The organism is Nonomuraea antimicrobica (genome assembly GCF_039536965.1).
GTDB classification, from domain to species: Bacteria; Actinomycetota; Actinomycetes; order Streptosporangiales; family Streptosporangiaceae; genus Nonomuraea; species Nonomuraea antimicrobica.
In genome coordinates, this window is the sequence record NZ_BAAAZP010000238.1 from 142219 (window position 1) to 161963 (window position 19745).

At 71.1% G+C, this 19745-nt stretch carries 18 protein-coding genes; 11 read left to right on the forward strand and 7 right to left on the reverse strand.

Annotated features, from left to right (window positions below):
* The first annotated feature begins 102 nt into the window (after window positions 1-102).
* Window positions 103-1080 (forward strand): UDP-glucose 4-epimerase GalE, encoded by a 978-nt coding sequence (gene galE, locus ABD844_RS50650; protein WP_344896627.1) that lies wholly within the window; start codon window positions 103-105, stop codon window positions 1078-1080.
* A 169-nt stretch (window positions 1081-1249) separates the two neighbouring features.
* Here the strand turns inward: galE and ABD844_RS50655 are convergent, their stop codons facing one another.
* Together ABD844_RS50655 and ABD844_RS50660 are read right to left on the reverse strand one after the other, a co-directional pair.
* Window positions 1250-2107, reverse strand: a complete 858-nt coding sequence (locus ABD844_RS50655; RefSeq protein WP_344896630.1) for a hypothetical protein — start codon at window positions 2105-2107, stop codon at window positions 1250-1252.
* Window positions 2108-2207: 100 nt separating this feature from the next.
* Entirely contained in the window at window positions 2208-3005 is a 798-nt protein-coding gene (locus ABD844_RS50660; RefSeq protein WP_344896633.1) for a hypothetical protein, read from the reverse strand.
* Window positions 3006-3362: 357 nt separating this feature from the next.
* On the opposite strand from ABD844_RS50660, the gene sucC reads away from it, so the two are divergent.
* The 3 genes from sucC to ABD844_RS50675 all read left to right on the forward strand — a co-directional run bounded on the left by sucC (window position 3363) and on the right by ABD844_RS50675 (window position 5982).
* Window positions 3363-4544: an ADP-forming succinate--CoA ligase subunit beta gene (sucC, locus tag ABD844_RS50665; protein ID WP_344896636.1), complete on the forward strand. Its 1182-nt coding sequence runs from the start codon at window positions 3363-3365 to the stop codon at window positions 4542-4544.
* Window positions 4545-4547: 3 nt separating this feature from the next.
* Window positions 4548-5423, forward strand: coding sequence for a succinate--CoA ligase subunit alpha (gene sucD / locus ABD844_RS50670; RefSeq protein ID WP_344896639.1), 876 nt, complete (start codon window positions 4548-4550; stop codon window positions 5421-5423).
* Window positions 5424-5721: 298 nt separating this feature from the next.
* Window positions 5722-5982: a PIN domain-containing protein gene (locus tag ABD844_RS50675; protein ID WP_344896642.1), complete on the forward strand. Its 261-nt coding sequence runs from the start codon at window positions 5722-5724 to the stop codon at window positions 5980-5982.
* 40 nt (window positions 5983-6022) lie between these two features.
* Here the strand turns inward: ABD844_RS50675 and ABD844_RS50680 are convergent, their stop codons facing one another.
* Together ABD844_RS50680 and ABD844_RS50685 are read right to left on the reverse strand one after the other, a co-directional pair.
* Window positions 6023-7348 (reverse strand): ROK family protein, encoded by a 1326-nt coding sequence (locus tag ABD844_RS50680; RefSeq protein ID WP_344896645.1) that lies wholly within the window; start codon window positions 7346-7348, stop codon window positions 6023-6025.
* An 813-nt stretch (window positions 7349-8161) separates the two neighbouring features.
* Window positions 8162-8956: a protein phosphatase 2C domain-containing protein gene (locus ABD844_RS50685; protein WP_425568801.1), complete on the reverse strand. Its 795-nt coding sequence runs from the start codon at window positions 8954-8956 to the stop codon at window positions 8162-8164.
* A gap of 213 nt (window positions 8957-9169) precedes the next feature.
* Here ABD844_RS50685 and ABD844_RS50690 point away from each other — a divergent pair, with 213 nt between their 5' ends.
* Window positions 9170-10021 carry a bifunctional methylenetetrahydrofolate dehydrogenase/methenyltetrahydrofolate cyclohydrolase gene (locus ABD844_RS50690; protein WP_344896651.1) on the forward strand — a complete coding sequence of 284 codons (852 nt, stop codon included), beginning with the start codon at window positions 9170-9172 and terminating at the stop codon, window positions 10019-10021.
* A gap of 144 nt (window positions 10022-10165) precedes the next feature.
* Here the strand turns inward: ABD844_RS50690 and ABD844_RS50695 are convergent, their stop codons facing one another.
* The gene (locus tag ABD844_RS50695; protein WP_344896654.1) at window positions 10166-10936 is read right to left on the reverse strand and encodes an IclR family transcriptional regulator domain-containing protein; all 771 of its coding nucleotides are present in this window, start codon (window positions 10934-10936) and stop codon (window positions 10166-10168) included.
* A 105-nt stretch (window positions 10937-11041) separates the two neighbouring features.
* Between ABD844_RS50695 and ABD844_RS50700 the strand changes: the two genes are divergently transcribed.
* The 6 genes from ABD844_RS50700 to ABD844_RS50725 are packed head-to-tail and all read left to right on the forward strand — an operon-like array spanning window position 11042 to window position 17410.
* Window positions 11042-11980, forward strand: a complete 939-nt coding sequence (locus ABD844_RS50700) for an ABC transporter substrate-binding protein (protein WP_344896657.1) — start codon at window positions 11042-11044, stop codon at window positions 11978-11980.
* Window positions 11977-12765: an ABC transporter permease gene (locus ABD844_RS50705; protein ID WP_344896660.1), complete on the forward strand. Its 789-nt coding sequence runs from the start codon at window positions 11977-11979 to the stop codon at window positions 12763-12765. Before ABD844_RS50700 ends, ABD844_RS50705 begins: the two co-directional genes overlap by 4 nt.
* Window positions 12762-13523, forward strand: a complete 762-nt coding sequence (locus ABD844_RS50710) for an ABC transporter permease (RefSeq protein WP_344896663.1) — start codon at window positions 12762-12764, stop codon at window positions 13521-13523. The genes ABD844_RS50705 and ABD844_RS50710 overlap by 4 nt, the downstream gene beginning before the upstream one ends.
* The gene (locus ABD844_RS50715) at window positions 13516-14286 is read left to right on the forward strand and encodes an ABC transporter ATP-binding protein (protein WP_344896666.1); all 771 of its coding nucleotides are present in this window, start codon (window positions 13516-13518) and stop codon (window positions 14284-14286) included. The genes ABD844_RS50710 and ABD844_RS50715 overlap by 8 nt, the downstream gene beginning before the upstream one ends.
* Complete coding sequence (locus ABD844_RS50720; protein WP_344896669.1) at window positions 14283-15938, forward strand: thiamine pyrophosphate-dependent enzyme; 1656 nt, start codon at window positions 14283-14285, stop codon at window positions 15936-15938. Before ABD844_RS50715 ends, ABD844_RS50720 begins: the two co-directional genes overlap by 4 nt.
* Window positions 15939-15949: 11 nt before the next feature.
* A complete protein-coding gene (locus tag ABD844_RS50725; RefSeq protein WP_344896672.1) occupies window positions 15950-17410 on the forward strand; it encodes a benzaldehyde dehydrogenase in 1461 nt (486 codons plus the stop codon).
* Window positions 17411-17426: 16 nt separating this feature from the next.
* Here the strand turns inward: ABD844_RS50725 and ABD844_RS50730 are convergent, their stop codons facing one another.
* Complete coding sequence (locus ABD844_RS50730; RefSeq protein WP_344896926.1) at window positions 17427-18287, reverse strand: MurR/RpiR family transcriptional regulator; 861 nt, start codon at window positions 18285-18287, stop codon at window positions 17427-17429.
* A 2-nt stretch (window positions 18288-18289) separates the two neighbouring features.
* The gene (locus ABD844_RS50735; RefSeq protein ID WP_344896675.1) at window positions 18290-19720 is read right to left on the reverse strand and encodes a glycoside hydrolase family 3 protein; all 1431 of its coding nucleotides are present in this window, start codon (window positions 19718-19720) and stop codon (window positions 18290-18292) included.
* Between the last annotated feature and the right edge of the window lie 25 nt (window positions 19721-19745).

Consider the following 19745-nt stretch of genomic DNA (forward strand, 5'->3'; position numbering starts at 1 on the left):
GAGTGACCGTACCGGGCGATCCACCCTCAAATCGGACACAGGAACGCGGAGTTATCCACAGGCCCGCTCACGCCGTGGTCCGCCGATGGTTAGGGTGCGGGGATGCGTGTTTTGATTACCGGCGGGGCGGGTTATATCGGGAGCACGATCGCGTCGGCCTGCCTCGACGCCGGCATCGCCCCCGTGATTCTCGACAGTCTCGTGACAGGGCGGCGGGAGTTCGCCGAGGGGCGGGTGTTCTATGAGGGGGATATCAGTGACGGGCCACTGATTGACAAGATATTCGCGGAATATCCGGATATCGAGGCCGTCATCCACTGCGCGGCGCTCATCGTGGTCCCCGACTCGGTGTCCGATCCCATCGGCTACTACCGCGCGAACGTCACCAAGAGCCTGGAGTTCGTCGACCACCTGCTGCGCAACGGCTGCACCCGGATGATCTTCAGCTCCTCCGCGTCCATCTACCGCACCGGTGACGACCACACGGTGACCGAGGAGTCGCCGCTCGACCCCCAGAGCCCCTACGCGCGGACGAAGGCGGTCTGCGAGGGCATGTTCGCCGACATCGCCGCCGGACGGCCGATCAGGATCCTGTCCCTGCGGTACTTCAACCCGATCGGCTCCGACCCCCGGATGCGTACGGGCCTGCAACTGCGCCGCCCCAGCCACGCCCTGGGCAAGATGATCGAGTCGTACGAGGAAGGCGTCCCGTTCCAGATCACCGGCACCGGCTACGCGACCCCCGACGGCACCGGCATCCGCGACTACGTCCACGTATGGGACCTGGCCACCGCCCACGTGGCGGCCCTGGAACGGTTCGACGAGCTGGGGACCGACGTCATCAATCTCGGCACCGGCGCGGGCACCACGGTCCGCGAGCTGGTCGAGGCGTTCAACCGGGTCGTCGAGCGTACCGTCGAGGTCGTCGAGGCCCCCGCCCGCCCCGGTGACGTGGCCGGGGCCTACACGCGCAGCGACCGGGCCCGCCGCCTGCTCGGCTGGCAGGCACGGCACTCGGTCGAAGACGGGATCAGGCACTCGCTCGAATGGGCGAGCCTGCGCGACTCCCGGCTCTCCTGACCGCCCACACCCACACCCACGCCCCACACGCCCACAACCATGGCCGCTGCCGTCCCGGCTGATCCGTCGGCCGGGGAGACCCTCTCCCGCCGGAGCGACGAGAGAGGGTCGAAGCGGCCGTTCCGGCCGAAACACGCCGGAGCGGCCGAAGTGCCCGGAGAGGGCCTGGTCAGCCGGCCAGGCTGCCCAGCGGGATGGGCAGCTTGGAGATGTCGTCGCCGCCGTCCTTGAACTCGTCGGCGACCTCGTTCGTCGGCGCCTTGATCGACACGGAGGTGCCCCAGTTGGTGTAGCGCGTGTCCACGCTGAGGCTGCCGTCACCGCCGATGGCGGAGCCGGGGAACGTCGTGACCAGCCGCGTCGGCAGGCCCGCCGAGTTCACCGTGATCTTCCACGAGATCGAGCCCTTCTTCGCCTTCGCGGTGGGCTCGCTCAGCCAGGTGGAACGCAGCCAGGGGGAGGCCTTCCAGATGTCGCCGACCTTGGTCGTGCCCGCGTAGCCGCTCGCGGTGGTCTTGGCGCCCTTGAGCAGGGTCTTGATCGTGGCGGGCTCGGCCAGGTTCAGCGGCTGCCCGAACATGCCGGTGAGGCCGCCGGTCGGACCCTTGGGGGCCTTGAACCAGGTCTGGCCCTCCGCGAGGAAGCCCTCCCACATGCCGCCCGACAGGTACGACGTGGTGCCGATCCTGATCGTGCGCTCTTCCCTGGCCAGCGCCTTGATCATCTCACCGGTCTCGCCCTCGGGCAGCTCGCCGAGCTGGCTCAGGGAGATGTTGAACCTGCCGGTGCTGTCGGAGGCGGCGATCCCCGACTTGCTGAACTGCAGGGTGCCGCTACGACGGACGAAGATGTCGCGCGTCGTCCCGTCGATGATCGTGGTGCGCTCGCTGAACTTCACGCCCTTGCCGGGCTTGAGCTGCTTCTTGACGGCGACCGCCGGGTCCTTCGGCGCGGCGGCCATCGCGGGCGTGGCGGTCACCAGAGCGGCGGTCGTGGCTAACGCCACGCCCGTGAGGATTCGCTTCATACGGATTCTTCCTTTGTTGTTGAGGGGGAAATACTGCTGTTTCCCTGGCACGTCGAAGCCGACATGCGGCCCCGTGGAGCGGCTCGGCGGACCCGGGAACCTACTGGGTCCCGCCGAGCGAGTTCAGCGAGCCGTTCGGGATCTCCTGCGGCACCTGCGTGTCGGCCCCGAACTCGCTGATGTCGACCACCGCGTCGGCGGGGGGAGCCTTGACCGTGGTCTTGGCCCCCCAGCCCGTGAACCGGGTGTTCACCGTGGCGGTGGTGGATCCGAGCACACCGAAGTCCATCGTGTACTGGCTGCGGATCCTGTCGACCAGGCCCTTGGAGTTCACGTCGAGAGAGTAGTTGATCTTGACCTTGGCGATCTTCCCGGAAATCTTCTCGCCGTAGAACTTGCTGAGGTCGCCGAAGCTGATGGCGCCTTGGTACGTTCCGCCCTTGAAACTCTTGGCCTTGGAGACGAGCGTCTTCAGCACCTTGGGGTCGAGGACGTTGAGCGGCTGGCTGGTGAGGAGCGGGCCGCCGTCATAGGGGTAGCGCACCCACTTCTTGCCTTCGGGCAGGTCTACGCTGAACAGTCCGCCCTGGGCGTAGCTGTGCTTGCCCACCGTGATCAACCGCGACGGCTCCAGCCCCGTACCGCCCTTCGCCTCGGTACGCAGGTCCGCCGCGACGACTCGCGACCCGCCGAATCCGAAGGCCCCGTTCGTCGTCATAGTCGCGCTGCTCTTGCCGTCGACCACCGTCTTGGCGCTCTCCGAGACCCGAACCCCGTGCCCGGTGACGTACTGCTTCTTCAGCGCCTTCACCGGATCGACGGGAGCCGCCTGCGCGGGCGCGGCGGTCATGAGCGCGGCGGACGACGCCAGCGCCAGGCCCGCGAGAATTCGCTTCATAAGGGTTTCCTTCGGCATTTCAGCAAGAACGGAGGGCAAGCCTGCCATTTGAAGATCACGAGGATATATCGAGTGTTGGGTCTTATGCGGGCTAATCCGTGCAATTTCCGTGCAGAAGCCGTCCTGAAGAAGTGAGATCACCGTCACACCGCGGGAGAACCGTGACCCGATGACCTGGGCAGGTCAAGCTTCGGGCTAGGCTTCACTGGCGGAAACGCCCTGGCACGCGTCCCTGAGCGTAGGAGCTCGCCGTGAGAGAGCGACGAACGGAGCCACCGAACGGCGATGCGGACCGCGACCATCAGCGCAGATGCCCGGGCCGTCGAACATCAGTCGGACAAGCAAGGACGGACCCTCGTGGACCTGTTCGAACATCAGGCGAAGGAGCTCTTCGCTGACTACGGCATCCCGGTGCCACGCGGCATCGTCGCCCACACCGTGGAGGAGGTGCGGTCGGCGGCTCAGGAGCTGACCGGCCGCGTTGTCGTCAAGGCCCAGGTCAAGACCGGCGGCCGGGGCAAGGCCGGGGGCGTGAAGGTGGCCGACGACGCCGCGGACGCCGTCGCCAAGGCCGAGGCCATCCTCGGCATGGACATCAAGGGCCACACGGTCCACAAGGTGCTCGTGGAAGAGGCCAGCGCGATCGCGGAGGAGTACTACTTCTCCTTCCTGCTCGACCGCGCGAACCGTACCTTCCTCGCGATCTGTTCCGCCGCGGGCGGTATGGACATCGAAGAGGTCGCCCACACCTCGCCGGAGAAGGTCGCCAAGGTACCGGTCTCGGCGCTGGCCGGCATCGACCGCGCCAAGGCCCGCGAGATCGCGGTGGCCGGCGGCCTGCCGGAGAAGGCGCTCGACGGCGCCGCCGAGCTGATCGAGAAGCTCTGGTGCTGCTTCGTCGACGAGGACGCCACGCTCGTCGAGGTCAACCCCATGATCCTGTCGGCCGACGGCCAGGTGAAGGCCCTCGACGGCAAGGTCACCCTCGACGAGAACGCCGGTTTCCGCCAGACCGACCACGAGGCGCTGGCCGACAAGGCCAGCGAGGACCCGCTCGAGGCCAAGGCCAAGGAGAAGGACCTCAACTACGTCAAGCTCGACGGCGACGTCGGCATCATCGGCAACGGCGCTGGCCTGGTCATGTCCACCCTCGACGTGGTGGCCTACGCCGGCGAGGCGTTCCCCGGCAAGCCGTCCCCCGCCAACTTCCTCGACATCGGCGGCGGCGCGTCGGCCGAGGTCATGGCCGCGGGCCTGGAGATCATCCTCTCCGACCCCAGTGTCAAGTCGATCTTCGTGAACGTCTTCGGCGGCATCACCGCCTGCGACGCCGTCGCCAACGGCATCGTCTCGGCGTTCAAGCTGCTGGAGAGCCGTGGCGAGGCCGTGACCCACCCGCTGGTGGTCCGCCTCGACGGCAACAACGCCCTGCTCGGGCGGCAGATCCTGGCCGACGCCGCGCTCCCGCGGGTCGAGCTGGTAGACACGATGGACGAAGCGGCCAAGCGCGCCGCCGAGCTCGCTGCGGTAGGTGCGTGACCCATGGCCATCTGGTTGACGGAAAACAGCAAGATCATCGTTCAGGGCATGACCGGCGGTGAGGGCACCAAGCACACCCGCCGCATGCTCGCCTCCGGCGCCCGCGTCGTCGGCGGCGTGAACGCCCGCAAGGCCGGCACCACGCACGAGGGCCTGCCCGTGTTCGGCACGGTCAAGGAGGCCATCGAGCAGACCGGCGCCGACGTGTCGGTGGTGTTCGTGCCGCCGGCGTTCACCAAGGACGCGGTCATCGAGGCCATCGACGCCGAGATCCCGCTCGTGGTGGTGATCACCGAGGGCGTGCCGGTGCACGACTCCACCGCGTTCTGGGCGTACGCGGTGGACAAGGGCAACAAGACCCGCATCATCGGCCCCAACTGCCCCGGCATCGCCTCCCCCGGCGCCTCCAACGCCGGCATCATCCCCGCCGACATCACCACCGCCGGCCGCATCGGCCTGGTCTCCAAGTCCGGCACGCTCACCTACCAGCTCATGTACGAGCTGCGTGACTTCGGCTTCTCGACCGCCGTGGGCATCGGCGGCGACCCCGTCATCGGCACCACGCACATCGACGCGCTGCAGGCGTTCCAGGAGGACCCCGGCACCGACGCGATCGTGATGATCGGTGAGATCGGCGGCGACGCCGAAGAGCGGGCCGCGGCCTACATCGAGCAGAACGTCACCAAGCCGGTCGTGGCCTACGTGGCGGGCTTCACCGCGCCCGAGGGCAAGACGATGGGCCACGCGGGCGCCATCGTGTCCGGCTCGGCCGGCACCGCGCAGGCCAAGAAGGAGGCCCTGGAGAAGGTCGGCGTACGCGTCGGCAAGACCCCCTCCGAGACCGCGCGGCTCATGCGCGAGATCATGCAGGCTCGCTGACCGCTTTTCCCGGTCGGGCAGGAGGCCCCGTGCCGCGCGGACGTACGCGCAGTACGGGGCCTTTCGCTTGCCCGCAACTCCGCCTGCCCCGAATTTTGCCGTGGACCCCGGCTGGGATGAATCCTTTCGCCCCCGGGCGGAATTCTTCTCCACTACGCGGCGATCTCGCCCGTCACGTGTCCGCACCCAGGCCATAACTTCTGCGAGGCGCCACTTTCAAGGCCGCGTCAACTTGTGGTGAGCGCGCATCCAAGGTCACACATCTCGTATATCCCGGAGGTACGGAGGTGCTTATTGCATGCGTACGGCAATCGAAGCAGGCGTGGCGACGACAGGACTGATGTATCTCCTCGACAGGAGCGCGCTGGCGCGCATCCGCGTCGACGACGTGATCGCCAAGGCCCTCCAGCCGCTGTACGCGGCCCGGGCGGTGGCGACCTGCACCATCATCGATCTCGAGGTGCTCTACAGCGCCCGTGACCACGCCCACTACCAGCACATCATGCACGCCCAGCGGCAATGCCTCCTGCTCCCGGTGCCGCCGGGCACGGTCCCCTGACCCGCCGGGCCGGGTCTCCCCTGGCACCCGGCGTCGGGGATCAAGTCGCTGGCCGAAGTGCCTGCCAGGCCAAGTTCGCCGCTCCTGCCAGCCCGGCGCGTACTCCGAGCGTGCTCTGCTTGACCTGAACCGCCCGGACGAACGCGAGCCCGGCCACGTCGTCGAGCGCCCGTTCCAGCGGACCGAACAGCACTTCGCCCGCCGCCGACACGCCACCACCGATGACCACGGTCGTGAGCTCGACGCCGGCGGCCGTGGAGGCGATCATGCCAGCCAGCGCCCTGGTGCCTCTGTCGAAGGCGGCCACCGCGATCGGATGTCCGGCGGCGGCGTCCCGCGCCAGCGCCCGGGCATCCGCTCGCTCCCCGCCAGTCACGGCCGCCGAGCCGGGAACGCTTCCTACCGCGCGAAGGCCCGTTCCGCCGCCTTCCGCCTCACCATCGCCGATTTCCCGATCGCCGATTACCCGGTCACCAGGGCCTTCACCACCGGGCTCTTTGTCCCCGTGACCGCCCGCACCTTGCTCCCCGTGACCGCCACCACTCTGGTCTCCGTGATCGACTCCGCCCTGGTCTCCGTGATCGACTCCGCCCTGCTCACCCTGGTTGCTCCTGCCCTGGTCCACGTGATCGCTCCCACCCGGGCTGTTTGCTCCGCCACGGAGGGGTCCTTCGGTGTGAAGTGCGTCGTTGGCTCGGACGGGCTGCTCAGTCTGAACGGTCGGTTCGGCGTGAGGGGCCGGCTCGGTGCGGGGGGCGGCATCCTGGCCTGCCGTGTCGGCGGTGGGGGACCAGCCGTTCTCCAGTGCCCAGCGGACCATGTTCGGGCCGCTGGCGTAGCGTTCGACGCATCCTCGGCCGCCGCACTCGCAGCGTTCGCCGTACGGGTCGATGCTCATGTGTCCGACATGTCCGGCGTTGCCGGTGGGGCCCAGGAGCGGGGCGCCGTTGATGACCAGGCCGCCGCCGATCCCGGTCGACACCACGATCCCCAGCAGCGACGCGCAGCCGCGTCCGGCCCCGAGCCAGTGCTCACCGAGCGCGAAGCACTGCGCGTCGCCCGCGAGCACGGTCGGGAGCCCGGTCAGCTGCTGCACCTCGTCACGCAGGGGGAACCCGCGCCAACTGGGCATGTTCACGGGGCTTACGGTCCCCGAGGCCAGGTCGAGCGGGCCCGCGCAGCCGATGCCGACGGCCTCCGGTGCGGGGCCGCCCTCCGTGACCTCGGCTATCAGGGCGGCGAGGGCCGACATGACCTCCGTACGCGGTGTGGGCCGGGTAGCGGAACGCAGGATGGAACCCTCCTCGTCCACCAGCGCGGCGGCGAGCTTGGTTCCTCCGATATCAATGGCAAGTACGCAGTTCATCAGTGTTTGTGGTGGTTGTCGGGCTGGCGGGGGTCGCCAGGGTGCTCCAGGGCGGGGACGAGTCTTACCTTCTTGGCACGCATGTCATCGAGGCACCGCGCGAATGCCTTCCGCCGGGCGGCCTCAAGGAGGAGGGGATGGTGGTGAAGGCCGGGGCTGCTGCCCGCTACGGCTGTGTGGTGAGGCGGTTGCACAGTGTCTTCCAGAACGAGTGTGTCGGGCCGGAGTGCGGCGACGGTGCCGGTGGTCCCGAATGCGGTGGTCCCGGATGTCGCGGCCCCGGAGGGGGCGGATCCGAGTGGCTTGGTCCCGGGTGTGGTTTCGGCGTTTTGCAGTGTGGTGTGGCGCTGTGGGGCGGCGGTCTCCGGTCTTGCTGTTGCCACGTGCCGGCCCCGGGCGCCATCGATCGGGCCGACGAGGGTGCCGTACGGGTGGGCTCGGATGGCGTCGGCGATCGCGGAGGGCGGGGAGTCGAGCGTGATCAGGCCGAGGGGTTCCAGGGCGGGCAGGGTCGCCGCGCAGGCGGCCTCGGGGGTGTCGAACAGCCTGTGTCGTACGTGACGGTGGGCAGGGCGCTCGGGGGACGGGGGTCGTCGCCATTCGCGGCCGTCCTTGGCCACGCGCGGCACATGGCGCGGCTCGTCACGTGAGCCCGTGAACAGGTCGGTGGACTCGGCCGACAGCAGGCGAAAAGGCAAGGGAACCTCCGTGCGCTTTGTTGCTGGCGCGGGTAACACTAAGCCTTTCCCCGATCGATGACAACGATGTCACCGATGGCCTGTGGATAACTCACGTTGGCCGCCAGGGGGCGGATCAGACCTCGCCGAGGTGGGTGCAGTACGTGATCGTCGCATCGTCCGACGCCACCGCGTGGCGCGCCTCCGCCCGCCGGACACGACGGATGATCTCGGCGGGTCCGCTCGACGCCAGGACGGCCATGACCTCCGGCCAGTCGGTGAGCCGGAACCGGTCCACGATGCGTCCTGCTCCGTTGCTGAGCAGGACGGCGGCGGTCAGCTCGGAGATCGGACGGCTTCCGGTGATCGCCTCGTCGGCCGCTCGCGGGTCGTTCTTGGCCACCCAGAAGCCGCCCGGCCGGTTCCTGTGGGCGCGCAGGTCCCGCAGGAGCCCGTGGTACTCGTCGCTACCCTTGACGGCGGCCTCGATCGCGGGCTCGTACGACCGGCTGATGAGCACCTCCCGGGGATCGGAGACGACCAGCGGCGCCTCGTCCGCTCTGTCGAGTACGACGAGCGAGTCACCGAGCACCAGGTACTCGAGGAGGTCGTCGGACAGGCGCAGGACGGCCACGGTGGCCGACGGGCTGATGGGGTCGGCGACGTCGCAGGTGTCACGGTGATCGCCGGTCACCTGCTCGATGGCCTCGGCGAGCAGCGCGGTAAGGCTGCGCGCGGGTGACAAGGGGCTCACGGGTGCCAGGAGGCTGAGGAGGGCGCCTCCCAGGCGATGGGCGTACCAGGCCACACCGTGTCGGCAGATCGATTCGGCGCCGGGGATGCCGGCGCCGTCGATCAGCACCGCCGCCGCCGGCCCGGCGGCGGTGAAGTCCTCGTTCGCGCGGTCAGCCCGTTTCGCCACGCTCGTCATCGTCACCCGCATGTGCGGTCGCCGCCCTCCCGCCAAGTCAAGGCGTCGACCATACAGGCGGCGACCACACGAGCGCCGACCTTCGTGAGCCATGGTCGGCCGGTCGGGTGCTGTTCACCGCGCTCGGTTTCCTGTCCGTCCGCAGCGGGCGAGGAGAGCAGCAGGCGGGGAGAGTGGTGTGGGGTGGGGGGAGGGGCATGGAAGGATTGCGGCATGAGCGCAGTGAAACTCGATGGCAAGGCGACCGCCGCCAAGATCAAGGCAGACCTCACGAAGCGGGTGGCCGCGCTCAAGGAACGCGGCGTCACGCCCGGCCTGGGCACCGTGCTCGTGGGCAACGACCCCGGCAGTCAGATCTACGTCGCCGGCAAGCACCGCGACTGCGCCGAGGTCGGCATCGCCTCCATCCGGGTCGATCTGCCGGCGAGCGCCTCCCAGGCCGACGTCGAAGCGGCCATCGACGAGCTCAACGCCTCCCCTGCCTGCACCGGCTACATCGTCCAGCTCCCGCTCCCCAAGCAGCTCGACACCATGGCCCTGCTGGAGCGCATCGACCCGGCGAAGGACGCCGACGGCCTCCACCCGGTCAACCTCGGGCGGCTGGTCCACATGGTGGATGCCCCGCTGCCCTGCACCCCGCACGGCATCGTGCTGCTCCTGCAGGAGTACGGCGTGCCGATCAAAGGCGCCGACGTCGTCGTGGTGGGGCGCGGCATCACGGTGGGGCGTTCCCTGGGCCTCCTGCTGACCCGCCGCAGCGAGAACGCGACCGTGACCCTCTGCCACACCGGCACCCACGACCTGGCCGCCCACGTACGCCGTGCCGACATCGTGGTGGCGGCGGCCGGTGTGCCCGAGCTGATCAAGCGTGACATGGTTAAGCCCGGGGCGGCCGTGCTCGACGTGGGGGTGTCCCGTGTCGACGGCAAGATCGCGGGCGACGTGGCGCTCGACGTGGCGGAGGTCGCCGGACACCTGACGCCCAACCCGGGCGGTGTCGGCCCCATGACCAGGGCTCTGCTCCTGTCCAACGTCGTGGAGGCCGCCGAGCGCGGCCTCCGGTAACAGCGGGCTCCGCTTTCAGGCCGTTCCGTTCCTGGTCGTTCCGCTTCCGGCCTGTTCCGCTTCCGGGCCGTTCCGTTTCCAGGCCGTTCCGCTTTAGGACGTTCCGCTTAAAGGACGTTCCGCGCCCGGGGGCGACCCCGGGCGTCAGGCGCGGGCGGTGTTCAGCGAGGTCAGGTCGGCCTCGATCTTGCCGGCCGTGGCCAGCAGCGGCGGCAGCAGGTCGCGCCGGACGGCCTGGAGGCTCGTACGGGTGGCGTGCGTCGAGACGTTCACCGCCGCCACCGTCCGCCCCGTACGGTCGCGGATGGGCGCGGCGATCGAGCGCAGCCCCTCTTCCAGCTCCTGGTCCACCATCGCCCACCCGCGCCCGCGCACGTCGTCCAGCTCCGCGCGCAACGCCGCGGGCAGGACGATGGTGTGCGAAGTGAGCCGCCGCAGCGCGGCCCGCTCCAGGTACGCCTCCAGCTCCTCGGACGGCAGCGCCGCCAGCAGCACCCGCCCCATCGAGGTGCAGTAGGCCGGGAACCGGGTGCCGATGTTGATCGTCACCCGCATGATCCGGGCCGTGGCCACGCGGGCCACGTACACCACGTCCTCGCCGTCGAGGACCGCGACCGAGGCCGACTCGCGTACCTCGGCGGCCAGGCGTTCGAGGTGCGGGTCGGCCACCTCGGGCAGTGACAGGCTGGACAGATACGCGTAGCCCAGCTCCAGCACCCGTGGCGTGAGCGCGAACAGCCGTCCGTCGCTGCGCACGTAGCCGAGGTCGGTCAGCGTGATCAGGAACCGCCTGGCCGCCGCCCTGCTGAGCCCGGTCGCGCGGGCCACCTGGCTGAGCGTCAGCTCGGGCTCGGCGGCGCTGAACGCTCTGATCACCGCGAGCCCACGGGCCAGCGACTGCACATGATCGACCATGGTGATCCCCCTTGACAGCAGCCGTCAAAGGCGTAGCTTCCGCGATACGGGGTTGTTCGGTCAGAGAATACATGTGCGCATAGCGAACAAATAGAGGAGTCAGCCGTGCGTCGCCCTCTCTTGATCCTCGCCGCCTTGCTCGTGGCCGCGTGCGGTGCCACGCAGCCCGCGGCACCCAACCAGGGCTCGGGAACGTCCAAGGTCAACGCCGGAGTGATCGCCATCGTCGACACCGCTCCGATCCACCTCGGCAAGGCCAAGGGCTTCTTCACCGAGCAGCAGATCGACCTCACCATCACGCCCGTCGCGGGTGGCGCGGCGGCGGTGTCCGGAGCGGTGAGCGGGCAGTTCCAGTTCGCCTTCGCCAACACGACCTCGCTGCTGACCGCCAAGCAGCAGGGGCTGGACGTCAAGGTCGTCGCCAACGGCGTCTCCTCGACCGGGGAGCAGGGCAACGACTTCAGCGCGGTGCTGGTCAAGCCGGACAGCCCGATCAGGACGGCCAAGGACCTGGCGGGCAAGAAGATCTCGGTCAACCAGCTCAAGAACATCGGCGACACGACCGTGCGCGCCTCCGTACGCCGGGCAGGGGGCGACCCGAGCGGCATCGAGTTCGTCGAGCTGCCCTTCCCCGACGCGCCCGCCGCGCTGCAGAACGGCCAGGTGGACGCCGTCTGGGTGGTCGAGCCGTTCGTCAGCCAGGCGATCAGCCAGGGCGCCCGCCCCGTGGCCTGGAACTTCGCCGACGCCGCCCCCGACCTGACCGTGGCCATGTACTTCACCACGGGCACCACGGACGCCGACCTGACCAGGCGGTTCACGGCGGCGATGCGCAAGTCCCTCGAGTACGCCGACGCCCACCCGGACGAGGTGCGCGAGGTGCTGAAGACGTACACCGAGATCGCGCCCGAGGTGATCGCCAAGATCTACCTGCCGAAGTGGCCGGTCGAGGTGAACAGGGCCTCCGTGCAGACCGTCGCCGACCTGGCGCTGGCCGACGGGATACTCAACGACAAGATCGACGTCTCGGCGCTGATTCCGTGATCCGAGGCAACGGACTGCTCGCCAGGCTCGGGTACGGCGCCGCCGGGCTCGGCGGCCTGCTGCTCCTGATGGAGGCGGTGCCCCGGCTCGGCCTGGTGGACGCGCGTTTCCTGCCGCCCGCCTCGGAGATCCTCGCCACGCTGGCCGGGGAACTGGCCACGCCCGAACTGTGGATCGCGCTGGGCGAGACCCTGCGCGGCTGGGCCGTCGGCCTCGCCCTGGCCTTCTGCGCGGCGGTCGTGAGCGGCGTCGTCATCGGCGTCGTGCCCGGCCTGCGCGCGCTGACGAACTCTACCGTGGAGTTCCTGCGGCCCATCCCGTCGGTGGCGCTGGTGCCGCTGGCCACGCTGCTGTTCGGGCCGTCGCTGGGCTCGACGCTGCTGCTGGTGGTCTACGCCTCGTTCTGGCAGGTGCTCATCCAGGTCCTGTACGGCGTGGCGGCCGTGGACTCCGTGGCCTTCGACACCGCCCGGTCGTACGGGTTGTCCGCCTGGTCGCGGGTCAGGCATCTGGTGTGGCCCACCGCGCTGCCGTACGTCATGACCGGGCTGAGGCTGGCGGCGGCGGTGGCGTTCATCCTGGCGGTGACGGCCGAACTGGTCATCGGCAGCCCCGGCCTGGGCGCCGAGATCCAGGTGGCGCAGAGCAGCGGCGCGGTGCCGACCGTGTACGCGCTGATCGTGCTGGCCGGGCTGGTCGGCATCGCGGTGAACGCGGGCGTGCGGCTGCTGGAACGCAGGGTCCTGGCCTGGCACCCGGCCGTGCGGGCGGAGGCGGCGTCATGAGGGGCACCATGAGGGTGGTCCGGTTGCTGGCCCTGCCCGCTCTGCTGGTGCTGCTCTGGTGGGCGGTCGGCGGCGGCTCGTTCTATCTGCCGGGACCGGCCGCCGTGGGGCGCGCGTTCGCCGAGACCTGGTTCTCCGTACGGCTGGTCGAGGACGTGCTGCCCAGCGTCGGACGGCTGCTCGCGGGATACGCGCTGGCCGGGGTGCTCGGCGTGGGGCTGGGCGTGCCGATCGGGTCGTCGCGGCGGCTGCGCGCCACGCTGGAGCCGGTGCTGGAGTTCTTCAGGGCGATCCCGCCTCCGGTGCTGGTGCCGTTGATCATGTTGCTGGTCGGTATCGACACGCCCATGAAGGTGCTGGTCATCGTCTCGGGCTGCGTGTGGCCGATCCTGCTCAACACCGTGGAGGGCGTACGGGCCCTGGACGAGGTGCTCGCCGACACCTGCCGCATGTACGGCGTGCGCGGCGGCTCCCGGCTGCGCCGCTTCGTGCTGCGCGGCGCCAGCCCGCAGATCATGACGGGGCTGCGGCAGGCGTTGTCCATCGGGATCATCCTCATGGTCATCAGCGAGATGTTCGCCAGCTCCAGCGGCCTGGGGTTCACGATCGTGCTGTTCCAGCGGCAGTTCCAGATCGCCGAGATGTGGAGCGGCATCCTGCTGCTCGGCCTGCTCGGGCTCGGTCTGTCGTTGCTCTTCCGCCGCCTGGAGCGGCGGGTGTTGTCCTGGTACTACGGCAGTGGAGCCGCCCGTGCTTGAGATCCACGAGCTGCGCAAGGTCTACGAGAGCCCAGGCCGCCGGGTCGAGGCGATCCGCTCGATCACGTTGGGCGTCGGCGCGGGCGAGCTGGTCTGCGTGGTCGGCCCCTCGGGGTGCGGCAAGACCACGCTGCTGCGTTGCGTCGCCGGGCTGCTGCCGGTCAGCGAGGGCCAGGTGCGGGTGTCGGGCGTGCCCGTGACCGGTCCGCCGCCCGACATGGCCGTGGTCTTCCAGGAGTACGGCCGCAGCCTGTTCCCCTGGATGACCGTACGCCAGAACGTGGAGCTGCCGCTGAAGGAGAAGCGCCTGCCGCCCGCCCGGCGGCGCGAGCTGGTCGCCGACTCCCTGCGCGCGGTCGGCCTCTCCGACGCCGCCGACGCCCACCCCTGGCAGTTGTCCGGCGGCATGCAGCAGCGGGTGGCCATCGCCCGCGCGGTGGCGTACGAGCCGCAGGTGCTGCTCATGGACGAGCCGTTCGCCGCCGTGGACGCCCAGACCCGGGCCGACCTGGAGGACCTGATCCTGCGGTTGTGGCGGGACCTGGGCGTGACCACGCTCTTCGTCACCCACGACATCGACGAGGCCGTCTACCTCGGTCAGCGGGTCGTCGTGCTCTCCTCCTCGCCGACCACGGTCATGGAGGACCTGAAGATCGACCTGCCGCCGGAGCGCGACCAGCTCACGACCCGCTCGCTGCCGCGCTTCGGGGAGCTGCGCGGCCACGTCTACCGGCAGATCCAGCGGGCGAGGGGAGAACGGTGACCACTGTCAGGGAGGCCGTCTTCGACGTGCTGCGGCGGCACGGCATGACCACGCTCTTCTGCAACCCCGGCTCCACGGAGGTGCCGCTGCTCGCCGGGCTGCCGGACGACCTGCGCTTCGTCCTGGCCCTGCACGAGGGCTCGGTCGTGGGCATGGCCACCGGCTGGGCCATCGGCGGCCGGGCCCCCGCGCTGGCCGTCCTGCACACCGTGGCCGGGCTGGGCAACGCCGTCGGGGCCATCGCCACCGCCAGGGAGAACCGGGTGCCGCTGGTGATCCTCGTCGGGCAGCAGGACCGGCGGCACCTGGCGCTGGAGCCGTTCCTGACCGGGCGGCTGGGCGGGCTGGCCGGCGACTACCCGGTACGGGTGGACCAGCCGGTACGCGCTCAGGACGTGCCGGGCGCGCTGGCCAGGGCCGGCCACGAGGCGCTCACGTACCGGGGGCCCGCCCTGGTCGTGGTGCCCATGGACGACTGGGAGGCCCCGTACGAGGGGGAGACGACGGCCGCGCCGAGGCGGCTGCTGCGGCCCGCCGCCGTGGCCGACGCCGACCTCGCGCCGCTGGTGGAGCTGCTGGCGGGGGCCCGACGCCCGGCGATCGTGGCCGGCGCGGGCGTGGGCCCCGGGTGGGACGCGCTGGTGGCGCTGGCCGAACGGCTGGGGTGCCCGGTGTTCCAGGAGTCGTTCGGCGGGCGGGCCGGGTTCCCGCAGGACCATCCCCAGTACGCCGGGGTGCTGCCTGCCGACCGGGGGCGGCTGCGGGAGCGGCTGGCGGCGTACGACGTGGTGCTGGCGGTGGGGGCGCCGGTGTTCCGGCAGTACGCGTACGCGCCGGGGCCGCTCACCCGGCCGGGCACGGTGGTCGCGCTGGTGACGGACGAGCCGTCGGAGGCGCATCGCAGCCCGGCCGACCTGGCCTACCTCGCCTCCCCTGCCGCCGTCTGTGAACGCCTGGCCGGGCTGCTGCCGTACTCCGCCCGCGCCGAGGGCGGGCGCGCCCGTCGGGCACAGGAGCCGAGCCCGGTGACGAGGCTCGCGGCGGGATCTACAGCGGGATCTACAGCGGGACCTCCAGCGGGGCCTACGGCGGGGCACCCGCTGCGGCCCGCGGACGTGCTGCGCGAGCTGGCCAGGCGGCTGCCCCGGGACGCCGTGCTCGTCGAGGAGACCCCCTCCTCCCGCCCCGACCTGCACCGGCTCGTGCCCGCCAGGACCTCGCTGGGCTTCGTGTCGGCGGCCATGGGCGGGCTCGGGTTCGGCGTGCCCGCCGCGGTGGGGCTGCGCATGGCGCTCCCCGACCGGCCGGTGGTCGCCGTCGTGGGCGACGGCTCCGCGCTCTACGGCCTGCACGCCCTCTGGAGCGCCGCCCACTACCGGGTGGGCGCGCTGTTCGTCGTGCTCGCCAACGGCCGGTACGCGGTCATGGACCGGCTGGCCGACAAGCACGGCGGCGGCAAGGCCCCGTGGCCGCCGTTCACCGAGGTGGACATGGGCGCGCTGGCCAGGTCGCTCGGCTGCCCCGCCCTCCGGGTGGACTCGTACGATGGTCTGACCGCCGCCCTCGACGACGTCATGCCCGCGCTCGCCACCCGCGAGAGCCCGCTGCTGCTCGACGTGGCCGTGACCGTGGACCCGGACTTCCAGCCCTGAGGAGGCACACCATGACATTCCTTGACCCCAAGATCTGGACGGGTTCGATCTTCGACGGCGACTGGACGGCCTCGCGCGCCGGGGACGCGCCCGTCGTCGAGCCCGCGACCGGGAACGAGCTGGGCCGCGCCGGAACCGCGGGCCCCCAGGACGTGACGGCGGCCGCCGTACGCGCGCGGCGGGAGCAGCGGGCCTGGGCCGCGACCCCGTACGAGGAGCGGGCCGCGGTGCTGCGGCGGGCCGGGCGGCTGTTCGAGGAGCACGCGCAGGAGATCCAGGACTGGATCGTGCGCGAGTCGGGAGGCGTGCCGGGCAAGGCGGCGTTCGAGACGCACGTGGCCGCCCAGGAGTGCTACGAGGCGGCGGCGCTGGCCTCGCAGCCGCTCGGTGAGGTGCTGCCCACGGCCCGCAGGCGGCTCAGCTTCGCGCGGCGGGTGCCGGTCGGCGTCGTCGGTGTGATCGCGCCGTTCAACTTCCCGCTGATCCTCGGCATCAGGTCGGTCGCCCCGGCACTGGCGCTGGGCAACGCGGTCGTCTTCAAGCCCGACCAGCGTACGGCCGTCTGCGGCGGATACGCCGTCGCCCGCGTCTTCGAGGAGGCCGGCCTGCCGAGCGGCCTGCTGCACGTGCTGCCCGGCGGCCAGGAAGCGGGTCAGGCCCTGGTCGCCGACCCGAACATCCCGGTGATCTCCTTCACCGGCTCCACCACGGCCGGGCGCAAGGTCGGCGAGGCGGCGGCGCGCTCGCTCAAGCGCGCGCACCTGGAGCTGGGCGGCAACTCGGCGCTGGTCGTCTTCGACGACGCCGACCTCGGGCCGGCGGTCTCGGCGGGCGCGTGGGCGTCGTTCTTCCACCAGGGCCAGATCTGCATGACCTCGGGCCGCCACCTGGTGCACGAGGACGTCGCGGAGGAGTACGTGGAACGCCTGGCCGCCAAGGCCGCCGCCCTGCCGGTGGGCGACCCGGCCACGGGACAGGTGGCGCTCGGGCCGCTGATCGACGCCGGGCAGCTCGACCGGGTGCACCGGCTGGTCACGGAGAGCGTCTCGGCGGGGGCGCGGCTGGCGGCGGGCGGGACGTACGAGGGGCTGTTCTACCGGCCGACGGTGCTGGCGGAGGTGCCGGTGAGCGCGCCCGCCTACGCCGAGGAGGTGTTCGGGCCGGTGGCGCCGGTGACCACGTTCGCCACGCTGGAGGAGGCGGCGGCCCTGGCGGCCGACTCGGAGTACGGGCTGTCGCTGGGCATCCTCACCCGGGACGTCATGAAGGGCCTGGCCCTGGCCGACCTGGTGCCGACGGGCATCGTGCACATCAACGACCAGACGGTGGACGACGAGGCCGTGGCCCCGTTCGGCGGCGTGCGCGCCTCGGGCACGGGCGCCCGCTTCGGCGGCGCGGGGGCCAACCTCGACGCCTTCACGGAGACCCAGTGGGTCACCATGCAGGGCGACATCGCCGCCTACCCCTTCTGACCGCGGTAAGCACGGGTCACCGGTTGCGGTAGCTGTCGATGGCCAGGCGGGTGGCGCGGATGGCGGCGTCCGCCGTCTCGTACCGCCGCTGCGCGAGCCCGACGAAGATGCAGTCGACGATCAGCAACTGGCTGATCCGGCTGGCCAGCGCCCCCGGGCGGAAGGCCGTCTCGCGCCCCGCCGACACCAGCGTGTGATCGGCCAGGTCGGCCAGCGAGGACCGCGGGTTGTTGGTGATCGCCACGATCGACGCGCCCGCCTCGGCCGCCGTCCTGGTGGGCACCAGCACGTCGGGCGTCTCGCCGGTGCAACTGATCGCCACCGCCACGTCCCCTTCCCGCAGCAGGGCGGCGCTGGTCAACGCCAGGTGGGCATCGCTGAACGGGTGACTGGACAGCCCGATCCGCAGCAGTTTCTGCGACAGGTCGGCGGCCACCAGGCCCGAGGCGGCGACTCCGTACACGTTGATCCGCCGCGCCTCGGAGATCGCCTTCACCACCTCCCCGAGCCGGTCGGGGTCGAGCTGGGCGGCGGTGTCGGCCAAGGCGTCGGACTCGGCCCTGGCCACCTTGGCGATCACGTCCGTGAGCGGGTCGTCGGGGCCGAGGTCGCCGGGCACCAGCCGCTCGGGCTCCCTGGCCACGGCCACCGCCGCGGCCAGCGCGAAGCGCATCTGCGAGTACCCGGCGAAGCCCAGCGCCCGCGCCGTACGGACGATCGTCGCCTCGCTCGTCCCCGACACCGCGCTGAACTCGGTGATCGTGCTGCGCACGACCAGCCCCGGGTCGTCGAGGATGATGCGGGCGATGGACTGGGCCGCCGGGGTGAGCGAGGGCAGCACGGCGCGTACGGCCGCGACCGGGTTCGCGGGCTCCATGCTCACGTGAGCAGCCATTCGGCCGCGGCTTGCGCGGACACCCGCGAGATGCCGTGCGTGGCGACGTGGGTCGCGCCGTCGGGAGGGGCGGGCACGCCGGTGTCCACCACGATCACGTCGGGCCGGAGCGCCAGGGCCTTGGCCACGGTCTCGCGCACCCACGGGTGCCGGGCCGCGTCGTGCACGACCAGCACGACCGGCCGGTCGTCGAACGGCGGCAGCTCGCCCTCCGCCTCCATCTGCACCCTGGCCGTGTCCGGCAGCAGGGCGGTCAGTGCCGCGGTGATCCCGGTCGGGGTGGCGGGGTCCACGGCCTTGCTGAAACGGGTGTTGATCTCGACGACGAGCGGCCCGCGGCCGAGTGCGGCGGTCCCCGACGTGGTCAGCGCCCGGCGGGCGGCCCGCAGGCCCGCGTCCTCGTCCACGTCGTCGTGCGCCTGGCGGCGCAGCGGCTCCTGGGCGGCGTACCAGGCCGACACCGCGCGCACCCGGGCGGCGGCCTCTGCCAGCCGCTCCTCGGGGAGCGTGCCCGCGCGTACCGCGGCCACGATCGCGTCGCGCATCTCGCGCAGGCCGTCCTCGTCGCAGAGCCCGGCGCAGATGGCGTCCACGCCCGCGTTGAGCGCGCGCACCACGATCTCGCCGGGGGCGGCCAGGGCGGCCACGGCCCGCATCTCGATCGCGTCGGTGGTGAGCATCCCGTCGAAGCCCAGCTCGTCCCGCAGGATCTCGGTCATCACCGTACGGCTCAGCGTCGCGGGCACGGCCGGGTCGAGGGCGGGGACGAGCAGGTGGCCGGACATGACCACGCGCACCCCGGCCTCGATCGCGGCGCGGAACGGCGGCAGGTCGCGCTCGAAGAGCACCTCGCGCGAGGCGTGCACGGTCGGCAGCGCCAGGTGGGAGTCGGTGACGGTGTCACCGTGCCCGGGGAAGTGCTTGGCGCAGGCCGCCACGCCCGCGCCCTGCACGCCGTCGATGTAGGCGACGGTGTGGCGGGAGACCAGCTCCGGCGTGGGGCCGAACGAGCGCACGCCGATCACGGGGTTGGCCGGGTTCGCGTTCACGTCGGCGGAGGGGGCGTAGTTGAGCGTGATGTCGAGATCTGCGAGCATCCTTCCGATCTGGCGGCCCACCTGTTCGGTGAGCTCCACGTCGTCCACCACGCCCAGCGCCCGGTTGCCGGGGAAGGAGCTGCCGTCCGTGACCTCCAGCCGGGTGACCGTGCCGCCTTCCTCGTCGATGGCGACCACCACGTCGGGGTTCTCCGCGCGGAACTGTCGTACGAGCCGCTCGTCGATCGCGTTGCGCGCGAACAGCACCACGCCGCCCAGACCCTCGCCCAGCGCCCGGCGCAGCCAGTCGGGGGTGGAGGTCCCCTCGAACCCCGGGTGCAACACCGTCATCGCCAGTCCGTACAGGTCATCGCTCATCGGCATTTTCCTTCACAGTTGTTGA

What these genes read in the sequence shown, in the direction of transcription:
- ABD844_RS50675 (WP_344896642.1), top strand. Translation starts at nt 5,722, where the DNA reads ATGCGTACGGCAATCGAAGCAGGCGTGGCGACGACAGGACTGATGTAT.
- ABD844_RS50730 (WP_344896926.1), bottom strand. Translation starts at nt 18,287, where the DNA reads ATGGAGCCCGCGAACCCGGTCGCGGCCGTACGCGCCGTGCTGCCCTCG.
- ABD844_RS50690 (WP_344896651.1), top strand. Translation starts at nt 9,170, where the DNA reads ATGAGCGCAGTGAAACTCGATGGCAAGGCGACCGCCGCCAAGATCAAG.
- ABD844_RS50725 (WP_344896672.1), top strand. Translation starts at nt 15,950, where the DNA reads ATGACATTCCTTGACCCCAAGATCTGGACGGGTTCGATCTTCGACGGC.
- ABD844_RS50695 (WP_344896654.1), bottom strand. Translation starts at nt 10,936, where the DNA reads ATGGTCGATCATGTGCAGTCGCTGGCCCGTGGGCTCGCGGTGATCAGA.
- ABD844_RS50735 (WP_344896675.1), bottom strand. Translation starts at nt 19,720, where the DNA reads ATGAGCGATGACCTGTACGGACTGGCGATGACGGTGTTGCACCCGGGG.
- ABD844_RS50680 (WP_344896645.1), bottom strand. Translation starts at nt 7,348, where the DNA reads ATGAACTGCGTACTTGCCATTGATATCGGAGGAACCAAGCTCGCCGCC.
- ABD844_RS50710 (WP_344896663.1), top strand. Translation starts at nt 12,762, where the DNA reads ATGAGGGGCACCATGAGGGTGGTCCGGTTGCTGGCCCTGCCCGCTCTG.
- ABD844_RS50655 (WP_344896630.1), bottom strand. Translation starts at nt 2,107, where the DNA reads ATGAAGCGAATCCTCACGGGCGTGGCGTTAGCCACGACCGCCGCTCTG.
- galE (WP_344896627.1), top strand. Translation starts at nt 103, where the DNA reads ATGCGTGTTTTGATTACCGGCGGGGCGGGTTATATCGGGAGCACGATC.
- ABD844_RS50660 (WP_344896633.1), bottom strand. Translation starts at nt 3,005, where the DNA reads ATGAAGCGAATTCTCGCGGGCCTGGCGCTGGCGTCGTCCGCCGCGCTC.
- sucD (WP_344896639.1), top strand. Translation starts at nt 4,548, where the DNA reads ATGGCCATCTGGTTGACGGAAAACAGCAAGATCATCGTTCAGGGCATG.
- ABD844_RS50685 (WP_425568801.1), bottom strand. Translation starts at nt 8,956, where the DNA reads ATGACGAGCGTGGCGAAACGGGCTGACCGCGCGAACGAGGACTTCACC.